The organism is Pseudomonas sp. BN411, assembly GCF_029871235.1.
Taxonomy (GTDB): domain Bacteria; phylum Pseudomonadota; class Gammaproteobacteria; order Pseudomonadales; family Pseudomonadaceae; genus Metapseudomonas.
The window spans coordinates 46,833-66,521 of the sequence record NZ_SSOM01000026.1 but is presented as its reverse complement, the minus strand read 5'-3'; the positions used below and the strand labels follow the sequence as shown (position 1 = coordinate 66,521).

At 63.2% G+C, this 19,689-nt stretch carries 16 protein-coding genes and 1 pseudogene; 6 read left to right on the top strand and 11 right to left on the bottom strand.

The annotated features are described in order from the left end of the window. Positions 1 to 49 precede the first annotated feature (49 nt). From E8F06_RS02385 to cobA, 5 genes and pseudogenes are all read left to right on the top strand, one after another. Positions 50 to 493 (top strand): thioesterase family protein, encoded by a 444-nt coding sequence (locus E8F06_RS02385; RefSeq protein WP_280363810.1) that lies wholly within the window; start codon positions 50 to 52, stop codon positions 491 to 493. A 417-nt stretch (positions 494 to 910) separates the two neighbouring features. Next, entirely contained in the window at positions 911 to 2,122 is a 1,212-nt protein-coding gene (locus E8F06_RS02380; RefSeq protein ID WP_280363808.1) for a nitrate/nitrite transporter, read from the top strand. A gap of 91 nt (positions 2,123 to 2,213) precedes the next feature. Further along, the gene (locus tag E8F06_RS02375) at positions 2,214 to 3,881 is read left to right on the top strand and encodes a bifunctional protein-serine/threonine kinase/phosphatase (RefSeq protein ID WP_280363806.1); all 1,668 of its coding nucleotides are present in this window, start codon (positions 2,214 to 2,216) and stop codon (positions 3,879 to 3,881) included. A 254-nt stretch (positions 3,882 to 4,135) separates the two neighbouring features. Then, positions 4,136 to 5,137, top strand: a pseudogene (locus E8F06_RS02370) (FAD-dependent oxidoreductase); the annotation flags it as partial. Between the two features lie 136 nt (positions 5,138 to 5,273). Then, entirely contained in the window at positions 5,274 to 6,011 is a 738-nt protein-coding gene (gene cobA / locus E8F06_RS02365) for a uroporphyrinogen-III C-methyltransferase (protein ID WP_280363804.1), read from the top strand. A gap of 251 nt (positions 6,012 to 6,262) precedes the next feature. Here cobA and E8F06_RS02360 read toward each other — a convergent pair whose 3' ends face one another. The 9 genes from E8F06_RS02360 to ppsA form a co-directional block, all read right to left on the bottom strand. Beyond that, entirely contained in the window at positions 6,263 to 7,315 is a 1,053-nt protein-coding gene (locus E8F06_RS02360; RefSeq protein ID WP_190832512.1) for an OmpA family protein, read from the bottom strand. Between the two features lie 108 nt (positions 7,316 to 7,423). Next, positions 7,424 to 8,014, bottom strand: coding sequence for an RNA polymerase sigma factor SigX (sigX, locus tag E8F06_RS02355; RefSeq protein WP_083245941.1), 591 nt, complete (start codon positions 8,012 to 8,014; stop codon positions 7,424 to 7,426). A 96-nt stretch (positions 8,015 to 8,110) separates the two neighbouring features. Continuing rightward, positions 8,111 to 8,935, bottom strand: coding sequence for a mechanosensitive ion channel domain-containing protein (locus E8F06_RS02350; RefSeq protein ID WP_280363799.1), 825 nt, complete (start codon positions 8,933 to 8,935; stop codon positions 8,111 to 8,113). Positions 8,936 to 8,937: 2 nt separating this feature from the next. Next, positions 8,938 to 9,192 carry a CrfX protein gene (locus tag E8F06_RS02345; protein WP_178119356.1) on the bottom strand — a complete coding sequence of 85 codons (255 nt, stop codon included), beginning with the start codon at positions 9,190 to 9,192 and terminating at the stop codon, positions 8,938 to 8,940. A 48-nt stretch (positions 9,193 to 9,240) separates the two neighbouring features. Further along, positions 9,241 to 10,236, bottom strand: a complete 996-nt coding sequence (locus tag E8F06_RS02340; RefSeq protein WP_280363796.1) for a zinc transporter ZntB — start codon at positions 10,234 to 10,236, stop codon at positions 9,241 to 9,243. A 46-nt stretch (positions 10,237 to 10,282) separates the two neighbouring features. Next, positions 10,283 to 10,771 carry a ribonuclease E activity regulator RraA gene (gene rraA / locus E8F06_RS02335; protein WP_280363794.1) on the bottom strand — a complete coding sequence of 163 codons (489 nt, stop codon included), beginning with the start codon at positions 10,769 to 10,771 and terminating at the stop codon, positions 10,283 to 10,285. Between the two features lie 20 nt (positions 10,772 to 10,791). Beyond that, positions 10,792 to 11,091, bottom strand: coding sequence for a Rieske (2Fe-2S) protein (locus tag E8F06_RS02330; RefSeq protein WP_280363791.1), 300 nt, complete (start codon positions 11,089 to 11,091; stop codon positions 10,792 to 10,794). Between the two features lie 84 nt (positions 11,092 to 11,175). Further along, positions 11,176 to 12,162, bottom strand: a complete 987-nt coding sequence (locus E8F06_RS02325) for an alpha/beta fold hydrolase (RefSeq protein WP_280363788.1) — start codon at positions 12,160 to 12,162, stop codon at positions 11,176 to 11,178. 67 nt (positions 12,163 to 12,229) lie between these two features. Beyond that, positions 12,230 to 14,599 carry a phosphoenolpyruvate synthase gene (gene ppsA / locus E8F06_RS02320; RefSeq protein WP_280363786.1) on the bottom strand — a complete coding sequence of 790 codons (2,370 nt, stop codon included), beginning with the start codon at positions 14,597 to 14,599 and terminating at the stop codon, positions 12,230 to 12,232. A gap of 164 nt (positions 14,600 to 14,763) precedes the next feature. On the opposite strand from ppsA, the gene E8F06_RS02315 reads away from it, so the two are divergent. Then, the gene (locus tag E8F06_RS02315; RefSeq protein WP_280363784.1) at positions 14,764 to 15,582 is read left to right on the top strand and encodes a pyruvate, water dikinase regulatory protein; all 819 of its coding nucleotides are present in this window, start codon (positions 14,764 to 14,766) and stop codon (positions 15,580 to 15,582) included. 203 nt (positions 15,583 to 15,785) lie between these two features. Here E8F06_RS02315 and prpF read toward each other — a convergent pair whose 3' ends face one another. After that, on the bottom strand, positions 15,786 to 16,973 hold the full coding sequence (prpF, locus tag E8F06_RS02310; RefSeq protein WP_280363782.1) for a 2-methylaconitate cis-trans isomerase PrpF: 1,188 nt from the start codon (positions 16,971 to 16,973) through the stop codon (positions 15,786 to 15,788). 93 nt (positions 16,974 to 17,066) lie between these two features. Continuing rightward, on the bottom strand, positions 17,067 to 19,688 hold the full coding sequence (gene acnD / locus E8F06_RS02305) for a Fe/S-dependent 2-methylisocitrate dehydratase AcnD (protein ID WP_280363779.1): 2,622 nt from the start codon (positions 19,686 to 19,688) through the stop codon (positions 17,067 to 17,069). Position 19,689: the final 1 nt, after the last annotated feature.

Genomic DNA, 19,689 nt, shown 5'->3' with positions numbered 1-19,689 from the left:
GGCACGGGCGTAGAATCAGCGCTTCGCTGTTTCCACGCCCGAGGTTCCGATGGCCCGCCTTACCCTGAATTTCCCTGAAGACCAGTACTGCTACTCCACACACCTGACCGTGCGAGTCACCGACATCAACGGGGCCAACCATCTGGGCAACGACTCGATGATCTCGATGATTTCCGAAGCGCGGGCGCGCTTCCTGTTCGAATTCGGCATCAGCGAGACAGCCGAGGACGGCATTGGGATCATCGTCACCGACCTGGCCACCACCTACCGCGCCGAGGCCCATGCGCGCGACCAGTTGCTGTTTGAGGTGGGCGTCATGGACTTCAACAAATACGGCGGCGACATCACCTTCCGTATCACACGCCCGGCCGACGGCAAGCTGGTAGCCATGGCCAAATCCGGATTCGTCTTCTTCAACTACCAAGAGTCCCGCGTGGTCCCCATGCCAGAGGGCTTTCGCAAGACCTTCCCCGGGGTGAACTGGCTGGACTGAGCCAGTGCAGCTTCAACTCGGTGCAACGGGAGCTCCTTCGCCCCGTTTTGATTCAGACAGAAAAATCGAACCCCTCGCAGAAACCGCTCTAAATCGGCATTTCCGCAGATTGGCCCGGCTCTTGCTCAGGGACAGTCAGAGGTAGCCAACGGCGGTTGCCCTACTACACGACAAAGGCGTCGCGTCACTACGCAGAAATGCGGGCAGTGGTGCGGCGCCTTTTTCGTTCCGGCCCCAGTGATGGGGCGGTGGACGGGCCGGGATCCGGACGTTCGCTTGCAGCTCACTCAATCCCGCTGCGGCTTCGGCCGCAGGACGACGCGCCACAAGCGCGACGTTTTACCGGGAGGTGCGACCGCCGTGCCCACGATCATGGCGCGAGCACCTCCCGGCCCCTAACTGCAGATGAGGTGTTCGATGACAACGAGTTTCTGGAAAGCCGGCCACACGCCCACCCTGTTCTCCGCCTTCCTCTATTTCGACCTGAGTTTCATGGTGTGGTACGTCCTCGGCCCGCTCGGGGTGCAGATCGCCAGCGACCTGCAACTCAGCACCCAGCAGCGCGCCATGATGGTCGCCACACCCATCCTGGCCGGTGCCGTGCTGCGCTTCCTGATGGGTATGCTCGCCGACCGCACCTCGCCCAAGACAGCAGGCCTCATCGGCCAGGTCGTGGTGATCGCCGCGCTCTTCGTCGCCTGGCAGGTAGGTATCCGCACCTATGAGCAGGCACTGCTCCTCGGCCTGTTCCTCGGCTTCGCCGGTGCATCCTTCGCCGTGGCCCTGCCGCTGGCTTCCCAGTGGTATCCGCCACAGCACCAGGGCAAGGCGATGGGCATTGCCGGCGCCGGCAACTCCGGCACCGTGCTGGCCGCCCTCTTCGCACCCGGCCTGGCTTCGCTGTACGGCTGGAACAATGTCTTCGGCCTGGCGCTGATCCCGCTGGTACTGACATTGGCGATCTTCTTCCTGGCGGCGCGCAACGCCCCCAACCGCCCGGCACCCAAGGCCCTTGGCGATTACCTGAAAGCCCTGGGCGACCGTGACAGCTGGTGGTTCATGTTGTTTTACAGCGTGACCTTCGGCGGCTTCCTCGGCCTGGCCAGCACCCTGCCCGGCTACTTCCACGATCAGTACGGCCTGCCCCCGGTGACTGCCGGCTACTACACAGCCGCCTGCGTCTTCGCCGGCAGCCTGATGCGCCCGCTGGGTGGCGCCTTCGCCGACCGCATCGGCGGCATCCGCACCCTCCTGGTGGTCTACACGGTCGCCTCGATATGCATCGCCGCGGTGGGCTTCCACATTTCCAGTTCCACCGTCGCCCTGGCCCTGTTCGTGGTCGCCATGCTGAGCCTCGGCGCCGGCAACGGTGCCGTGTTCCAGCTGGTGCCCCAGCGCTTCCACAAGGAAATCGGCGTGATGACCGGCCTGATCGGCATGGCTGGCGGCATCGGCGGCTTCTGTCTGACCGCTGGCCTGGGTGCCATCAAGCAGCACACCGGCGACTACCAGCTTGGCCTGTGGCTGTTCGCCAGCCTGGGCGTGGTGGCGTGGTTCGGCCTCTATGGCGTGAAGCAGCGCTGGCGCACCACCTGGGGTTCGGCTGCCGTCACTGCCGCCCGTGTCTGACGTACTGCACGAATCGGCGCCCAGTGCGGCGCCGAGCCAGACTCGACAAGGAGCGCCTCGCGCTCCTTTCGCCATACAGGACCCATGCCCGATGACCCTGCAACTCAGCTTCGGCGAGGCTAGCGCCACCGGCCCGCGCGCGGAGAACCAGGACGCCCTACGGGTGGTCACCCCGGCGCCCGCGCTGGCTGCCAGCAAGGGTTACCTGTTCGCCCTGGCCGACGGCGTCAGCCAGTGCGCCGACGGTGGTCTGGCCGCTCGCGCCACGCTGCAGGCCCTGGCGCTGGACTACTACTCCACCCCGGAAACCTGGGCCGTCGCCCAATCCCTGGACCGGCTGCTGGTGGCCCACAACCGCTGGCTCCAGGCCAACGGCGGCGGCCAGCCACTGCTCACCACCCTGACCGCCATGGTGCTGCGCGGACGCCGCTTCACCCTGGCCCATGTGGGCGACTGCCGTGCCTATCGCTGGGACGGCCAGCAGTTGAGCCGCCTCAGCGAGGACCACGTCTGGGAACAGCCCGGCATGCAGCACGTGCTCAAGCGGGCCCTCGGCCTGGACCAGCACCTGGTGGTGGATTACCTCGATGGCGAACTGGCGGAGCGCGAGGGTTTCGTACTGGTCAGCGATGGCGTCTGGGCCGTGCTCGGCGACCAGGGCATCCAGCGCATCCTTCAGGATGAACAGGACCTCCCCGCCGCCGCCCAGGCACTGGTCAGCGCCGCGCACCTGGCGGGTGGCCAGGACAATGCCAGCGCCCTGCTGATTCGCGTCGACAACCTGCCCCAAGCGGGTTTGGCCGATACCCTGGCGCAACTCGATCACTGGCCACTGCCACCGCGCCTGCAGGAAGGTCACGACTTCGAGGGCTGGCAGGTAGACCGTCTGGTCGCCGAATCCCGCCAGTCCATGGTCTATCGGGTGCGCGATAGCCAGGACCGCCGCTGGCTGCTGAAGACCCTGCCCGCCAGCCGCCACGACGAACCCGGCGCCGCCCCGGCCCTGATGCTGGAAGAGTGGTTCCTGCGTCGTGTCGCCGGGCGTCACTTCCCCGAAGTGCATCCTCTGCCCGGGCGCCAGCATCTTTATTACGTGCAGCGCGAATACGCCGGGCAGACGCTGGCCGAGCACCTGCGCCTCAGCGGCCCCATGGTGCTCCCGGAGTGGCTGGATATCGCCCCGCGCCTGCTGAAGGCGCTGGGCCAGCTGCACCGCCGCAACATCCTGCATCGCGACGTCAAACCGGAGAACCTGCTTTGGGGCGATGACGGCGAGTTGCGCTTGCTGGATTTCGGCCTGGCCTATTGCCCCGGCCTGTCCCAGGACGAGGCTCACAGCCTGCCGGGCACTCCCAGCTACATCGCCCCGGAAGCATTTTCCGGAACGCCACCGTCTCCCCGGCAGGATCTCTACGCTGCGGGCGTCACCCTCTACCACCTGCTCACCGGGCACTACCCGTACGGCGAAGTCGAGGCCTTCCAGCATCCACGCTTCGGTACGCCCGCCCCGCCCAGCCGCTACCGCCCCGACCTGCCCGCCTGGCTGGACGAATGCCTGACTCGCGCAGTCGCCGCCGACCCGATCGGGCGCTACGAAACGATGGAGGAATGGCTACTGGCCCTGGAACAAGGGGAGCGCCGCGCCCTCACCGCCAAACCCAGGCCCTTGCTGGAACGCGAGCCGCTGAAGGTCTGGCGCGGACTGGCCCTGCTGTCGCTGGTGCTCAATCTGGTGCTACTGGTCGCCCTGCTGGGCTGACGCACCAGTTCAATGCAGCCCGCCCCAGGAAGGTGCGGGGCGACCCGGGAGTCAACACCCGGGACCACGTGATTCAAGGCATGCAAGGGTTGGCACGGCACCTGCAATAACCCATTCGACAATCTACAAAAAGCGCCCGCCTCAACGACGAGACGGCACTTTCCCGGTCGAACGGGACTTGGACAAAGGCGTCCTGCTGGCAACAGCGGGACGCCTTTTTTGTTTGCTCGACGTTTATGCAGGAGTGTCCTGGCATGAAGACATCCAAGCTGGTGGTGATCGGAAACGGCATGGCCGGAGTGCGTACCCTCGAAGAGCTGCTGAAGCTCGCGCCGGAGCGATACCAGATCACGGTGTTCGGCGCCGAACCCCATCCGAACTACAACCGCACCCTGCTCTCCCCGGTGCTAGCGGGCGAACAGTCCTTCGAGGAGATCATCCTCAATGACCTGGCGTGGTACGCGGATAACGGAATTGAACTCTTGCTGGGCCGCAAGGTGGTGAAAATCGATCGCCAGCGCCGCCAGGTGATCGCCGAAAACGGCACCTGCGCCGATTACGACCGCCTGGTGATCGCCACCGGCTCCACGCCGAGCCGCGTATCCATCCCCGGCAATCGGCTGCAAGGCGTGATCGGCTACCGCGATATCGCCGGCGCGCGCGCCATGATTGAAACCGCCCGCACCCACAGCCACGCCGTGGTGATAGGAGGCGGCCTGCTCGGTCTGGAAGCCGCCAATGGCCTCAAGCAACGCGGCATGGACGTAACCGTGGTGCACCTGGCCGACTGGCTGCTGGAGAAGCAACTCGACCAACCGGCCGGCGACAAGCTGCTGCGCGCATTGCAGGCCCGGGGCATCCGATTCCGCCTGGGCACTGCCACTGAAGAGTTGATCGACAACGGGGGTGGCCAGGTATGCGCGGTACAACTGGCGGGCGGCGAAATCATCACTGCCGACCTGGTGGTGATGGCGGCCGGTATCACGCCCAATACAGAACTCGCCGAACGGGCGGGTCTGCCCTGCAAGCACGGCATCCTGGTCGACGACACCCTGCAGACCTACGATCCGCGCATCTATGCCATCGGTGAATGCGCCAACCATCGCGGTGTTTCCTATGGCCTGGTAGCGCCGCTGATGGAGCAGGCCAAGGTCTGTGCCAATCACCTGGCCATGCTCGGTTTCGCCCGTTACCAGGGGGCGCGCACGGGCACCCGACTCAAGATCGCCGGAATCGAGATGTTCTGCGCTGGCGACCTCCCCCATGCCGGTCACGCAGCCGAGGGCCACGAGGCGTGCCCCCTGCATGACTGGCAGATCGAACTGGCTTCCAACGACGTGCTCGCCTGGACCTGAATCAATTGTGGAGCGCAATGCGCCCGGGAGAACTCCAATGAACGGCAAAGTCTGGCTGGTAGGTGCGGGCCCTGGCGACCCTGAGCTCCTCACCCTCAAGGCGGTAAAGGCCTTGAATCAGGCGGATGTGGTCATGATCGACGACCTGGTCAATCCATCTGTGCTCGAGCACTCCCCCACTGCTCGGGTGGTCCGCGTCGGCAAGCGCGGTGGCTGTCGCTCGACACCCCAGGAATTCATTCATCGCCTGATGTTGCGCTATGCGCGCCAGGGCAAGTGCGTGGTGCGTCTGAAAGGCGGCGATCCGTGCATTTTCGGTCGCGGCGGCGAAGAGGCCGAGTGGCTCGCCGAGCGCGGCATCGAAAGTGAGTTGGTCAATGGCATCACCGCGGGCCTGGCCGGAGCCACCAACTGCGGTATTCCCCTCACCCTGCGCGGCATCAGCCGTGGCGTGACCCTGGTCACTGCCCACACCCAGGACGACAGCAGCCTCAACTGGGGTGCCCTGGCGCAATCGGGCACCACCCTGGTGGTTTACATGGGGGTCGCAAAACTGGCGGATATCAGGGAAGGACTGCTGGCTGGCGGCATGACCGGCGCCATGCCCGTGGCGATGATCGAGAACGCTTCCCTGCCCCATCAACGGGAGTGCCGCAGCACCCTTGCCTGCATGCAAACGGATGCCAGGGCGTTCGAACTCAAGAGCCCGGCCATTCTGGTCATAGGTGAAGTCGCCGCGGCCGAAGCGATCCTTCCGATGGCGCAAAGCGCCTGAATCTCTCTTCGCTCCTGCGAAGTAGTGCTTGCCCGGTTCTACCGGGCTTTTTTATGGGCGCGGGAGCGAATTCATTCCCGATACGGGATCACGGGCCGCACGCGGCCCTTCGCGAATGAATTCGCGCCTACAGAAAGAAGGCAGTGCCGGTACCAAACAGCGGCGCTCGAAATTGCCGTCTTCCTCCGGCACTTTTCTCCGGGCAAAGAAAAACCCGGCCTAGGCCGGGTTTTTCCTGCAGCTCAAACCAATTACTTGGCCTGGGCTTCTACTTCGGCTTCTACGCGGCGGTTAACAGCGCGGCCGTCAGCAGTGGCGTTGTCAGCAACCGGGCGGGTTTCGCCGTAGCCAACAGCGTTGACGCGCTCGCCACCAACACCGTACTGGTTGACCAGAACTTCACGAACGGCGTTGGCACGGCGCTCGGACAGCTTCTGGTTGTAGGCGTCGGTACCAACGGAGTCGGTGTGACCTTCAACGGTGGTGGTGGTAGCCGGGTACTGGTTCATGAAGTCAGCCAGGTTCTTGATGTCGCCGTAGCTTTCTTCTTTCACCTTGGACTTGTCGAAGTCGAACTTCACGTCCAGCTCAACACGTACGACTTCGGCAACGGCCGGGCAGCCATCGGCGTCAACGGTGACGTTGGCCGGGGTGTCCGGGCACTTGTCGACGTTGTCGCAAACGCCGTCGTTGTCGCTGTCAGCGCACACTTCAGCAACCGGAGCCGGAGCCGGCTCGGCTTGCTTGGTGGAACCGCCGAAGTTCACGCCAACACCTACGCCAGCCATCCACTCGGATTCCTGGGCGTCCAGGTTGTACATGCCGTCCAGGCTTGCCTTGGCGAAGAAGTTCTCGGTGAAGTAGTACTTCAGACCGGTGCCAACGTTGGCGAAGGTGCTGTGGTCACGGCCGGTACGCGGCGGGATGTTGCTGATGTTCTGATGGGCGAAGCCGGCAGAAACGTACGGACGCAGGCCAACACCCGGGGTGCCGAAGTGGTAGATGGCGTCCAGGGAAGCCAGGTTGCCCTTGATGTCCTTGTGGCCATCGGTACCGAAGGAGTCTTCGGAGGTCATGTCGTGGTATTCGCCGTACGACAGAGCCAGGGAGACGTCGTCGGTCAGGTAGTAGCCTACCGAGCCGCCGTACAGGTTGCCGTTCTCGAGATCGCGAGAACTATCGGTGAAGTAACGCTTACCGAAAGCTTCCACCTCAACTGCGCCTTGGCCCTGAGCCAGCGCGTTCAGCGAAAAGGCGGCAACAAGAGAGCCAACGGCTACGCCTAAGGTGTTTTTCAGTTTCATCCGTAAATCCCCATCTTGGTGGTCAGTAAGTTGTCGAACAATCTCCGGACAACTTGGGCGGCAATTCTAGCAGAACACGCCGGCCCATAAGAGATAATTTTTCCCGAACTAAGTTTCAGCGAGTCCGGAAAATTTTTCGCGAAGGCGATCGAGCGCACGCTTGTAGCGCATTTTCGTGGCGCTCAACCCCATATGCATAATGTCTGCAATCTCTTGAAACTCGAGCTCTGCGACAAAACGTAGCACAAGAATTTCCCTGTCAATGGGATTGACATGTACCAGCCATCGCTCCAGCCCCCCACGCTCCTCGACCTTGGGGGCTTTCTCGTCCGAGGCTTCTTCAAGAGGATCCAGACTCAGTGCGTCAAGTAAACGTCGCTTTCGACGCTCTTTCCGATATTGGGTAATGCACTCGTTGTACGTGATGCTATATAGCCATGTCTTGAACTTCGACTTGCCTTCGAAGTTCTTCAATCCATAAAGCACCTTCAGCATCACTTCCTGGCAGACATCATCTGCGTCGCGGTCGTTGCCTAAATAGCGGGCACAGACGTTGAACAAGGTACGTTGATAGCGCCGCATCAATTCTTCATAGGCGCGGGTGACATGGAATAGCTCGACATGCGCACGTTCCACGAGCTCTTCATCGGAGAGCTCGCGTGGGTCATAGCGCAAGGAAAGCGATTGGGGCTTGTTCAAAACGGGTCGGGCCGACAGTCAGGTCAAAAGCCGCCGGGGGCGCGGGGTTCGCGCACCCTGTCTGGCGGCATACATTAGCAGGGAAAAGCCGTCGTGTTAGCGGCTGGTTACCCGTTGATCGAGCAAAGTACGATTCGACACCGATACCAGCTCACCTTCTTCGGTAAGCAGCAGGGTTTTCACCGTACCGATTTCCTCGATCTGCCCTTCGACATCGCCGACCTTGACTTGTTGCCCGACCTGATAGAGCTCACGCACATAGATGCCGGCGAGGATCTGCCCGGCGATTTCGCGACTGCCGAGACCCAACGCCAGTGCCGCCGCCAGGCCGATGGAAATCAGCACAATTGCGATGACGTTGTTCAGCAGGTCGGTCTTGACCTCCAGTTGGCCGATGGCCACGGAGATGCTGATGATGATGACCAGGCCCTGGGCGATACGGCCCAGCCCGTGGGCGTAGTCCAGGCCCACGCCTTCGGCCGCGCCGCGCACCAGGCCGCTGACCAGTTGCGCCAACAGGACGCCAGCCAGCAGTACCAGCGCTGCACCCAGCACCTTGGGCAGGTAGAGAGCGAGCACGTCAAGGGTGGCCGAAACGCGGTCCAGGCCCAGGGACTCAGCTGCGGAGACCAGGAAGATCAGCAGCACGAACCAGTAGACGATCTTTCCGATCAGGGTGGAAACCGGCACCTGAATGCCGGCGCGGGCCAGCATCTTGGTCAGGCCGGTACCCGCCATCAGGCGATCCAGCCCCACCTTGGCCAGCAACTTGGACAGCAGGGTATCCAACAGCTTGGCCACCACGAAGCCCAGCAGTACCACGACCAGCGCGCCGAACAGGCGCGGAATGAAGCCTGCCACCGGTGTCCACACCGTGGTCATGGCGTTAACGAGTCCTTGGGTCCAGGGGTCGAATTCCATGTTCAATCAGCCTTATCTGCAGAACGGACAGAAGCATTGCGGCGCGAAACAGGCGCCAGATGGGGCGAGCCATTGTTGAGGGCGATCATCATCGCCTCGAGCCAGTGGCCCATGAGGCTGAACAGATCCCCGGCGCCCACCTGACGATTCGCGGTCTTGAGCACGCGGCCCAGGGTTGCGTCGTCGTCGTGGTCGGAATGCGGAGACGCCTTGAGCAGGTCCCGCAAAGATTCTTCGAACGGATCGTGCATGCGCACCTCACGTGGATATGTCGGCTAGACGTGGCTGGAGCTGGCCGGGTCACATCAAAGCCATCGAAGCCGACGGAAAAGCCATAACTGGAACCCTGCAATTCCGAAGATCAGCACGCAGGCCAGGATAAAGCCATAAGGCGCCTCGTCTCCGGGAATACCGCCCACATTCATGCCTAGCAAGCCGGTGATGAAGCTCAGCGGCAGGAAGAAACCCGTCGTGATGCCGAGCAGGTACATGGTGCGACTGGTGCGTTCACCCTGGCGGCGACTCTCGCTTTCCAGCACCAGGCCGATGCGCTCGCGGATCAGCTCCAGCTCTTCCAGGTAACGGGTCAATCGGTTGTTCAGCTCGTTCCAGTAATCGCTGTCGTCTTCGACGAACCAGGGCATCCGGCTGCGCGCCAACTGCCCGTAGATGTCTCGCTGGGGCGCGAGGAAACGCTTGAGTCCTGCTGCCCGTCGACGGATCTGCAGCATCAGGTCATGATCCGGACGGAAGCGCTCGTTGTTGTCGAGATGCTCTTCCTGTTCGTCGATCTTCTCCGACAATTCGGCTACCAGCGAATCGACCTTGTCAGTCAGGTGTTCGGCCAGATACAGGAGCACCTCGGACGCCACCTTCGGGCCGGTGCCGCTGGCCCACTGCTCGATCAGCTCATCGGTGGCGTGCAATGGGCGCAGGCGCAGAGAGAGGATGCGCTGCGACGAAGCGAAGATGCGCACCGAGACCATGTCCTCCGGTTCCGCCCCCGGATTCAGGTTCACGCCGCGGAGGAACAGCAGAAGTTCGTCACCAGGCTGGGCCAGCATGCGTGGCCGCGTGCTTTCTTCCAGCAGCAGGTCGCAGGTGAACTCGGACAGCCCGCTCTGCTCCCGCAGCCAGCGTCGCGCCAACGGGTGGCTGCGATCCCAGTGCAGCCAGACGCTTTGCTCCGGCCTCAACCGCAGATCGGCCAGCGCCTCACGGGAGATCGGCTCGGCACCGCCCTGCCCGTCCAGCACGAAGGCGTGTACCAGCCCCCACTGGGCGTTCTGTTCCTCGAACATTCAGTCTCCTTGGAAGAAAAAGCCCGGCATCTGCCGGGCTTTTTTGTCAGGCCGGCATTTCCAGTGGCTTTGGCGAAATGATGATGCCGTTGTTGTCGGCATAGACGAATTCGCCAGGGCGGAAGGTGACGCCGCCAAAGGTGACGACCACGTTCAGATCGCCGATGCCGCGCTTGTCGGTCTTCATCGGGTGGCTGGCCAGCGCCTGGACGCCCAGGTCGGTCTGGGCGATCACATCGACGTCACGGATGCAGCCATAGACCACAATGCCTTCCCAACCGTTCTTCGCAGCCTTCTCGGCCAGCATGTCGCCCAGCAGGGCCCGGCGCAGGGAACCGCCGCCATCCACCACCAGCACCTTGCCCTTGCCCGGCAGGTCGACCTGCTCCTTGACCAGGGAGTTGTCCTCGAAGCACTTGATGGTGACGATCTCACCGCCGAAGGAGTCGCGGCCGCCGAAGTTGCTGAACATCGGCTCGACGACCTGGACCAGGTCCGGATAGGCATCGCACAGATCAGGGGTAACGTATTGCATGGACATCTCCTTGATAGCAGTTACAGATCGAGACCGATGCGGTCGCCGTCATAGCTCAGCGGCAGGCGCCGCAACGGCGGGCAAGGCGCATTGACCGGACGACCATTGGCCAGGTCGAAGGCGATGCCATGCCTGGAACAACGCAGCATCCCCTGTTCGAGCGTGCTGGTGTGCAGGGGCGCACCCTGGTGTGGGCAGCGATTTTCCATGAGGATCGACTGCTGATCAACGACGATCAGCAATAAATGCCGCCCTTGCACCTGAAAAGTACCGCGATAGCCATCCTGCAGATTGATCAGTCGTTCCAGCGCTACGAACATGGAGCCTCCAGCGCTCCGCGATTCCCGCCATCTTTAGCACAGCCTCCCGCCTCCCGAAACCGGAAAACACCGGCGGGCAGCGAGCTAGAGCACCAGAGCTTCGGCGCCTTGCGCCGCGCCTGGCAGGGCCTGGTGCTTCAGCCAATGAGCCACCAGAGGCCATACCTCGCGCTCGGCGGCCTTGCTCACCAGCATCTCGATGTGACCGAAGTCGTCGCTGAACCCTTCATCCTTCGCCAGCTTCAGGAAGTGACGGCAGTCCTCGGGCACCTGCTCTACCAGCTTGCGGCAGGCCCAGACCGGGTCCTGCAGGTCGCCTGCGGCAGCTACCGCCAAAACCGGCACGCGCACATCCGAAAGACCGGCCCACCAGTCCCGCTCGGCATCGCCAAAGCGGCCGAACAGGCCGTGCCAGCGCATGCTCTCCAGGGCGAGGCCGATCGGTTCGTCTTCCGGCCCGCGCTTCAGCCACGAGCCGGAAAGCACGCCGAAGCGCTTGAGCAGCACGCGGCCACCCCACTCTACCGGCGGCATCTTGAGCGGCCAGTAGACACGGCTGACCTGACTACCGAAGAGCGCAGCGGATGCCACGTCCTCCTCGCCCAGGTAGTGCCCACCCAAAGCCGCAGCCAGCGTCGTGCCACCCAGGGAATGTCCAACCCAGTGCGGCGCCTGACCGGCCTGCTCACGAACGAAGGCCGCAATGGCCGGCAGGTCGTATTGGGCGTAATCCGCTACCCGGTTGCGGCGGTAGTGCTGATTGCGCGGCGACAGGCCGTGCCCGCGCATCTCTGCGATCCACACGTCGAAGCCGGCACGCGCCAGGTGCGGGCCGAGTCCCAGACCCTTGGGCGAGTACCAGAAACGGCGATTGGAAAAGCTGCCGTGCACCAGGATTACCGGCACGCCACGAGCGCCTTCATGACCGAAGCGGCCAAGACGAGTAAGGACCAGTTCGACGCTGGGGTCAGGGCTATTGCCGGGTTTCAGGCGATAGACGTCTTCGGTCAGGTCGCCACGGAGTTCTGCGCTGATCAGCGCCACGGGAAAGAGTTCGCTACTGCTTTGCATGATTGCTGCTTGCACAAAAAAAGGGCGGGTTCTGGAACCCGCCCTTTTCGTTTTGGCTAACGAAGGATCAGGCCTGACCTTCCGCCAGGAAGAACCAGGTGTCCAGTACGGAGTCGGGGTTCAGCGAGACACTCTCGATGCCCTGCTCCATCAGCCACTTGGCCAGATCCGGGTGGTCGGACGGGCCCTGGCCGCAGATGCCGATGTACTTGCCAGCCTTGTTGCAGGCGGCAATGGCATTGGCCAGCAGCTTCTTGACCGCCGGATTACGCTCGTCGAACAGGTGGGCGACGATGCCGGAGTCGCGGTCCAGGCCCAGGGTCAGCTGGGTGAGGTCGTTGGAGCCGATGGAGAAGCCATCGAAGAACTCCAGGAACTCCTCGGCCAGCAGGGCGTTGGACGGCAGTTCGCACATCATGATGACTTTCAGGCCGTTTTCGCCGCGCTTCAGGCCGTTGCTGGCCAGCAGCTCGACCACTTGGCTCGCTTCGCCGAGAGTACGCACGAAGGGAACCATGATCTCGACGTTGGTCAGACCCATCTCGTTGCGCACTTTCTTCAGCGCACGGCATTCCAGCTCGAAGCAGTCACGGAAGGACTCGCTGATGTAGCGGGAAGCGCCACGGAAGCCGAGCATCGGGTTCTCTTCTTCCGGTTCGTAGAGCTTGCCGCCGATCAGGTTGGCGTATTCGTTGGACTTGAAGTCCGACAGGCGCACGATGACTTTCTTCGGCCAGAAAGCCGCAGCCAGGGTGCTGATGCCTTCCACCAGCTTCTCGACATAGAAGCCGACCGGATCGTCGTAACCGGCGATGCGCTTCTCGACGCTTTCCTTGATCTCCACCGGCAGGCTGGCGAAGTTCAGCAGCGCCTTCGGGTGTACGCCGATCATGCGGTTGATGATGAATTCCAGGCGCGCCAGGCCCACGCCCTCGTTGGGCAGCTGGGCGAAGTCGAAGGCGCGATCCGGGTTGCCGACGTTCATCATGATCTTGAACGGCAGGTCAGGCATCGCGTCGACCGAGTTGGTGCGGATATCGAAGCCCAGTTGGCCTTCGAAGATGAAGCCGGTGTCGCCTTCGGCGCAGGAAACGGTCACGCCCTGACCATCCTGCAGCACCTGGGTGGCATTGCCGCAACCCACGACTGCCGGAATGCCCAGTTCACGGGCGATGATCGCCGCGTGGCAGGTACGGCCGCCGCGGTTGGTGACGATGGCGCTGGCGCGCTTCATCACGGGCTCCCAGTCCGGGTCGGTCATGTCGGAGACCAGTACGTCGCCCGGCTGGACCTTGTCCATCTCGGATACGTCGTGGATCACGCGAACCGGGCCGGCGCCAATGCGCTGGCCGATGGCACGGCCTTCCACCAGGACCTTGCCCTTTTCCTTCAGCAGGTAGCGCTCCATCACGGTCGCGCTGGCGCGGCTCTTAACGGTTTCCGGACGGGCCTGCACGATGTACAGCTTGCCGTCGTCACCGTCTTTGGCCCACTCGATGTCCATCGGGCGGCCGTAGTGTTTCTCGATGATCAGCGCCTGCTTGGCCAGTTCGGTCACTTCAGCGTCGGAGAGGGCGAAGCGGGCGCGGTCGGCGCGGTCCACGTCGACGGTCTTCACCGACTTGCCGGCCTTGGCTTCCTCGCCGTAGATCATCTTGATCGCCTTGCTGCCCAGGTTGCGGCGCAGGATGGCGGGGCGACCGGCTTCCAGGGTTGCCTTGTGTACGTAGAACTCGTCGGGGTTCACGGCGCCCTGCACGACGGTTTCGCCGAGGCCGTAGGCGGCGGTGATGAACACCACGTCACGGAAGCCGGATTCGGTATCCAGGGTGAACATCACGCCGGCGGTGCCGGTTTCCGAACGGACCATGCGCTGCACACCGGCGGACAGGGCGACCAGCTTGTGGTCGAAGCCCTGGTGCACGCGGTAGGCGATGGCGCGGTCGTTGAACAGGGAGGCGAAAACCTCCTTGGCAGCGCGGATCACGTTGTCCACGCCACGGATGTTCAGGAAGGTTTCCTGCTGACCGGCGAAGGAAGCGTCGGGCAGGTCTTCGGCGGTGGCGGAGGAACGCACGGCCACGGCCATGTTGTCGTTACCGGCGGCCATAGCGGTGAAAGCGGTACGAATTTCGGCGTCCAGGCGGGCGGGGAACTCGGCATCCATCACCCACTGGCGGATTTCGGCGCCGGTCTTGGCGAGGGCGTTGACGTCATCCACATCGAGCCTGTCGAGGGCGGCATGGATACGTTCGTTCAGGCCGCTCTGCTCGAGGAAGTCACGGTAGGCCTGGGCGGTAGTGGCGAAACCACCGGGAACGGAAACACCGGCGCCAGCCAGATTGCTGATCATCTCGCCCAGGGATGCGTTCTTGCCCCCCACATGCTCAACATCATGGACGCCGAGCTTATCGAGGGAAACTACGTACTCTACCAAGGTGATCTCTCCACTATTTGTTGGAAAAGCTCATGCGGAACCACTCCGCAGCATTCTGGCTTTGGTCCAGAAAAATACGTCACAATGCCGACCGGCTCGGGCCTGGCGAAAAACGCGGCCTATCATAGCCAAGAATCGTTCCTGACTTAAGGCCTTTGGCGCAAATGAAACGAACCGCTTTCTTCATCTCCGATGGTACCGGTATCACTGCGGAAACCCTTGGCCAGAGCCTCCTGGCGCAGTTTGAAACCATTACCTTCAACAAGCTCACGCGCCCCTATATAGACAGCGTCGAGAAAGCGCGCGCCATGGTACAGCAAATCAACAAGGCTGCGGAGACGGACGGCGTCCGGCCGATCATCTTCGACACCATTGTGAACCAGGAGATCCGCGACATCCTGGCCACGTCCAATGGCTTCATGATCGACATCTTCTCCACATTCCTCTCCCCGCTGGAACAGGAACTTACTTCGCACTCTTCCTACTCCGTCGGCAAATCCCACTCCATCGGCCACCACACCAACTACATGGAGCGGATCGAGGCGGTCAACTTCGCCCTCGACAACGACGACGGCGCCCGCACCCACTACTACGACAAGGCCGACCTGATCCTGGTGGGCGTGTCCCGCTGCGGCAAAACGCCGACCTGCCTGTATATGGCAATGCAATACGGAATTCGTGCCGCAAATTATCCCTTGACCGAGGAAGACATGGAGCGACTGCAGCTTCCCGCTGCCCTCAAGAAGTACAAGGACAAGCTGTTCGGCCTGACCATCGACCCCGATCGCCTCACCGCCATCCGCAACGAGCGCAAGCCCAACAGCCGTTACGCGAGCTTCGCCCAGTGCGAGTTCGAAGTGCGCGAGGTGGAAACCCTGTTCCGTCGCGAGAACATCAATTTCATCAACTCCACCCATTTCTCGGTGGAGGAAATCTCCGCCAAGATCCTGGTGGAAAAAGGCGTCGAGCGCCGGCTCAAGTAAGTCGGACACCCAAAGAAAAAGCCCGCCTCGGCGGGCTTTTTCATGCCTGGGAACCAGCGACCTAGGTTTTGTACGAGAAGTCGTCGAGCGAAGGTCAGGCGAGGCAAAAATTGGTGAGGAAGCGGAGTTAACGACTGTTAATGAGCATTCCGAACCGATTTTTAACGAAGCATCACCGAGCGCAGGCAGTTTTCGTACATAACCTAGAAGGCATCGCCCGGCACCCGTACCCAGCCCTCCATCAGCACGCGGGAGCTGCGGCTCATGATGGCCTTGGTGACCGTCCACTCGCCGTCCACCTGCTTCGCCTCTGCGCCCACGCGCAGGGTGCCGGAGGGATGACCGAAACGTACGGCGCTGCGCTCGCCACCACCGGCGGCAAGGTTCACCAGGGTGCCCGGAACAGCCGCGGCGGTGCCGATGGCCACTGCAGCGGTGCCCATCATGGCGTGGTGCAGCTTGCCCATGGACAGAGCGCGAACCAGCAGGTCGATTTCCCCGGCCTGCACTTCCTTGCCGCTGGAGGTGCGATAGTTCTTTGCCGGGGCGACGAAGGCGATCTTCGGCGTGTGCTGGCGGGTCGCCGCTTCCTCAGGGCTCTTGATCAAGCCCATGCGCAGGGCGCCGGCGACGCGGATCTTTTCGAAACGCGCCAGTTGCTCCGGATCGCCGTTGATGGCTTCACGCAGCTCGGCACCGGTGTAGCCGATGTCCTCGGCGTTGACGAACACTGTCGGGATGCCGGCGCTGATCATGGTCGCCTTGAAGGTGCCTACACCGGGCACTTCCAGGTCGTCCACGAGGTTGCCGGTGGGGAACATCGAGCCCCCCTCCTCCCCGTCGTCGGACGGATCGATGAACTCCAGCACGATTTCCGCGGCCGGGAAGGTCACGCCGTCGAGCTCGAAGTCGCCGGTTTCCTGTACCTGGCCGTTGGTGACCGGTACGTGGGCAATGATGGTTTTCTGGATATTGGCCTGCCAGATACGCACCACGCAGGTACCGTTCTCCGGAATGCGCTCCGGATCGACCAGTCCTGCGTGCAGGGCGAAGGAGCCGGCTGCGGTGGACAGGTTGCCGCAGTTGCCGCTCCAGTCGACGAAGGCCTTGTCGATGGAAATCTGGCCGTAGAGGTAATCCACGTCGTGGCCGGGCTGGCGGCTCTTCGACAGGATCACGCACTTGCTGGTGCTGGACGTGGCGCCGCCCATGCCGTCGATATGCGCGGAGTACGGGTCGGGACTGCCGATCACGCGCATGAACAGCTTGTCGCGCGCCGCGCCGGGCACCTGGCAGCGCTCGGGCAGGTCTTGCAGGCGGAAGAACACGCCCTTGCTGGTACCACCACGGATGTAGGTGGCGGGGATTTTCACTTGGGGTACGTGGGCCATTCTCATGTCCTGTAGGTAGGTAAGAGCGGGCTTGCCCGCGAATCGCCCCCGCACCGGGAGCCATTCGCGAGCAAGCTCGCTCCTACAGCTGGGCTAGCCGACAGCTTTTTCCGACGAGGCTTCCAGGAAGTCCTGGGCGAAGCGCTGCAGCACGCCGCCGGCCTCGTAGATGGACACCTCTTCGGCGGTATCCAGGCGGCAGGTCACCGGAACCTTGATGGCTTCGCCGTTGGTACGGCGGATCACCAGGGTCAGGTCAGCGCGCGGCTTGCGCTCGCCGATCACGTCGAAGGTCTCGGTGCCGTCGATGCCGAGGGTCTTGCGGGTGGTACCCGGCTTGAACTCCAGCGGCAGCACGCCCATGCCGATCAGGTTGGTGCGGTGGATACGCTCGAAGCCCTCGGCGACGATGGACTCGACACCCGCCAGGCGCACGCCCTTGGCCGCCCAGTCACGGGACGAACCCTGACCGTAGTCGGCACCGGCGATGATGATCAGCGGCTGCTTGCGATCCATGTAGGTCTCGATGGCTTCCCACATGCGCATCACCTTGCCTTCCGGCTCGACACGGGTCAGGGAACCCTTCTTCACCTCGCCGTCGACCACGGCCATTTCGTTCACCAGTTGCGGGTTGGCGAAGGTGGCGCGCTGGGCGGTCAGGTGATCGCCGCGGTGGGTCGCGTAGGAGTTGAAGTCCTCCTCCGGCAGGCCCATTTTCGCCAGGTATTCGCCAGCCGCCGAGTTCGCCATGATCGCGTTGGACGGCGACAGGTGGTCGGTGGTGATGTTGTCCGGCAGCACCGCCAGCGGACGCATGCCCTTGAGGGTACGCTCGCCGGCCAGGGCGCCTTCCCAGTACGGCGGACGACGGATGTAGGTGGACATCGGACGCCAGTCGTAGAGCGGGCTCTCGGCTTCCTTCACGGTGCCGAGGTCGAACATCGGGATGTAGATCTGCTTGAACTGCTCGGGCTTCACCGAGGCGGCGACGATGGCGTCGATCTCCTCGTCGCTCGGCCACAGGTCCTTCAGGGTGATGGGGTTGCCCGCCTGGTCATGGCCCAGCACGTCCTGCTCGATGTCGAAGCGCACGGTACCGGCGATGGCGTAGGCCACCACCAGCGGCGGTGAGGCGAGGAAAGCCTGCTTGGCGTAGGGGTGGATACGACCGTCGAAGTTGCGGTTACCCGACAGCACGGCAGTGGCGTAGAGGTCACGGTCGATGATTTCCTGCTGGATCACAGGATCGAGCGCGCCGGACATGCCGTTACAGGTGGTGCACGCGTAGGCGACGATGCCGAAGCCAAGCTTCTCCAGTTCCGGCAGCAGGCCGGCTTCTTCCAGGTACAGCTTGGCGACCTTCGAGCCCGGCGCGAAGGAGGTCTTCACCCAGGGCTTGCGTACCAGACCCAGTTCGTTGGCCTTCTTCGCCACCAGACCGGCAGCCACGACGTTGCGCGGGTTGGAGGTGTTGGTGCAGCTGGTGATGGCGGCGATGATCACCGCGCCATCCGGCATCAGGCCGTCGGCTTCCTCAGCCTTGCCCGCTTCGAGCTTGGCTTCGTCGGCGATGCCGCGCTCGGCCAGCGCCGAAGTCGGCAGGCGACGATGCGGGTTGGACGGGCCAGCCATGTTGCGTGCCACGGTGGACAGGTCGAACTGCAGCACTCGCTCGTACTCGGCGGTAACCAGCGCGTCGCCCCACAGACCGGTGGTCCGGGCGTAGTTCTCGACCAGTGCCACCTGCTCCGGCTCGCGACCGGTGAGCGTGAGGTACTCGATCGTCTGCTGGTCGATGTAGAACATCGCCGCAGTCGCGCCGTATTCCGGGCACATGTTGGAGATAGTGGCGCGGTCGCCGATGGACAGGCTGTCAGCACCTTCGCCGAAGAACTCGACATAGGCACCCACCACCTTCTCCTTGCGCAGGAACTCGGTCAGCGCCAGGACGATATCGGTCGCGGTGATGCCGGGCTGACGCTTACCGGTCAGCTTGACGCCGACGATGTCGGGCAGGCGCATCATCGAAGCGCGGCCGAGCATTACGGTTTCAGCTTCCAGACCGCCAACACCGATGGCGATCACGCCCAGGGCGTCCACGTGCGGAGTGTGGCTGTCAGTGCCGACGCAGGTGTCGGGGAAGGCCACGCCCCCACGCGCCTGGATCACCGGGCTCATTTTCTCCAGGTTGATCTGGTGCATGATGCCGTTGCCGGCCGGGATCACGTCGACGTTCTTGAACGCAGTCTTGGTCCACTCGATGAAGTGGAAGCGGTCCTCGTTGCGGCGCTCTTCGACAGCACGGTTCTTCTCGAACGCGTCCGGGTCGAAACCACCAAATTCGACGGCCAGGGAGTGGTCGACGATCAGTTGGGTCGGCACCACCGGGTTGACCTTGGACGGGTCACCGCCCTGATCGGCAATGGCGTCGCGCAGACCGGCCAGGTCCACCAGCGCGGTCTGGCCGAGGATGTCGTGGCAGACCACGCGGGCCGGGTACCAGGGGAAGTCCAGGTCACGCTTGCGCTCGATCAGCTGCTTGAGCGAATCGGTCAGCATGGCCGGATCGCAACGGCGCACCAGCTGCTCGGCCAGCACGCGGGAGGTGTACGGCAGCTTGGCGTAGGCGCCGGGGGCGATGGCATCCACCGCCTCGCGGGTATCGAAGTAGTCGAGCACCGTGCCCGGCAGGCTCTTGCGGTATTGGCTGTTCATG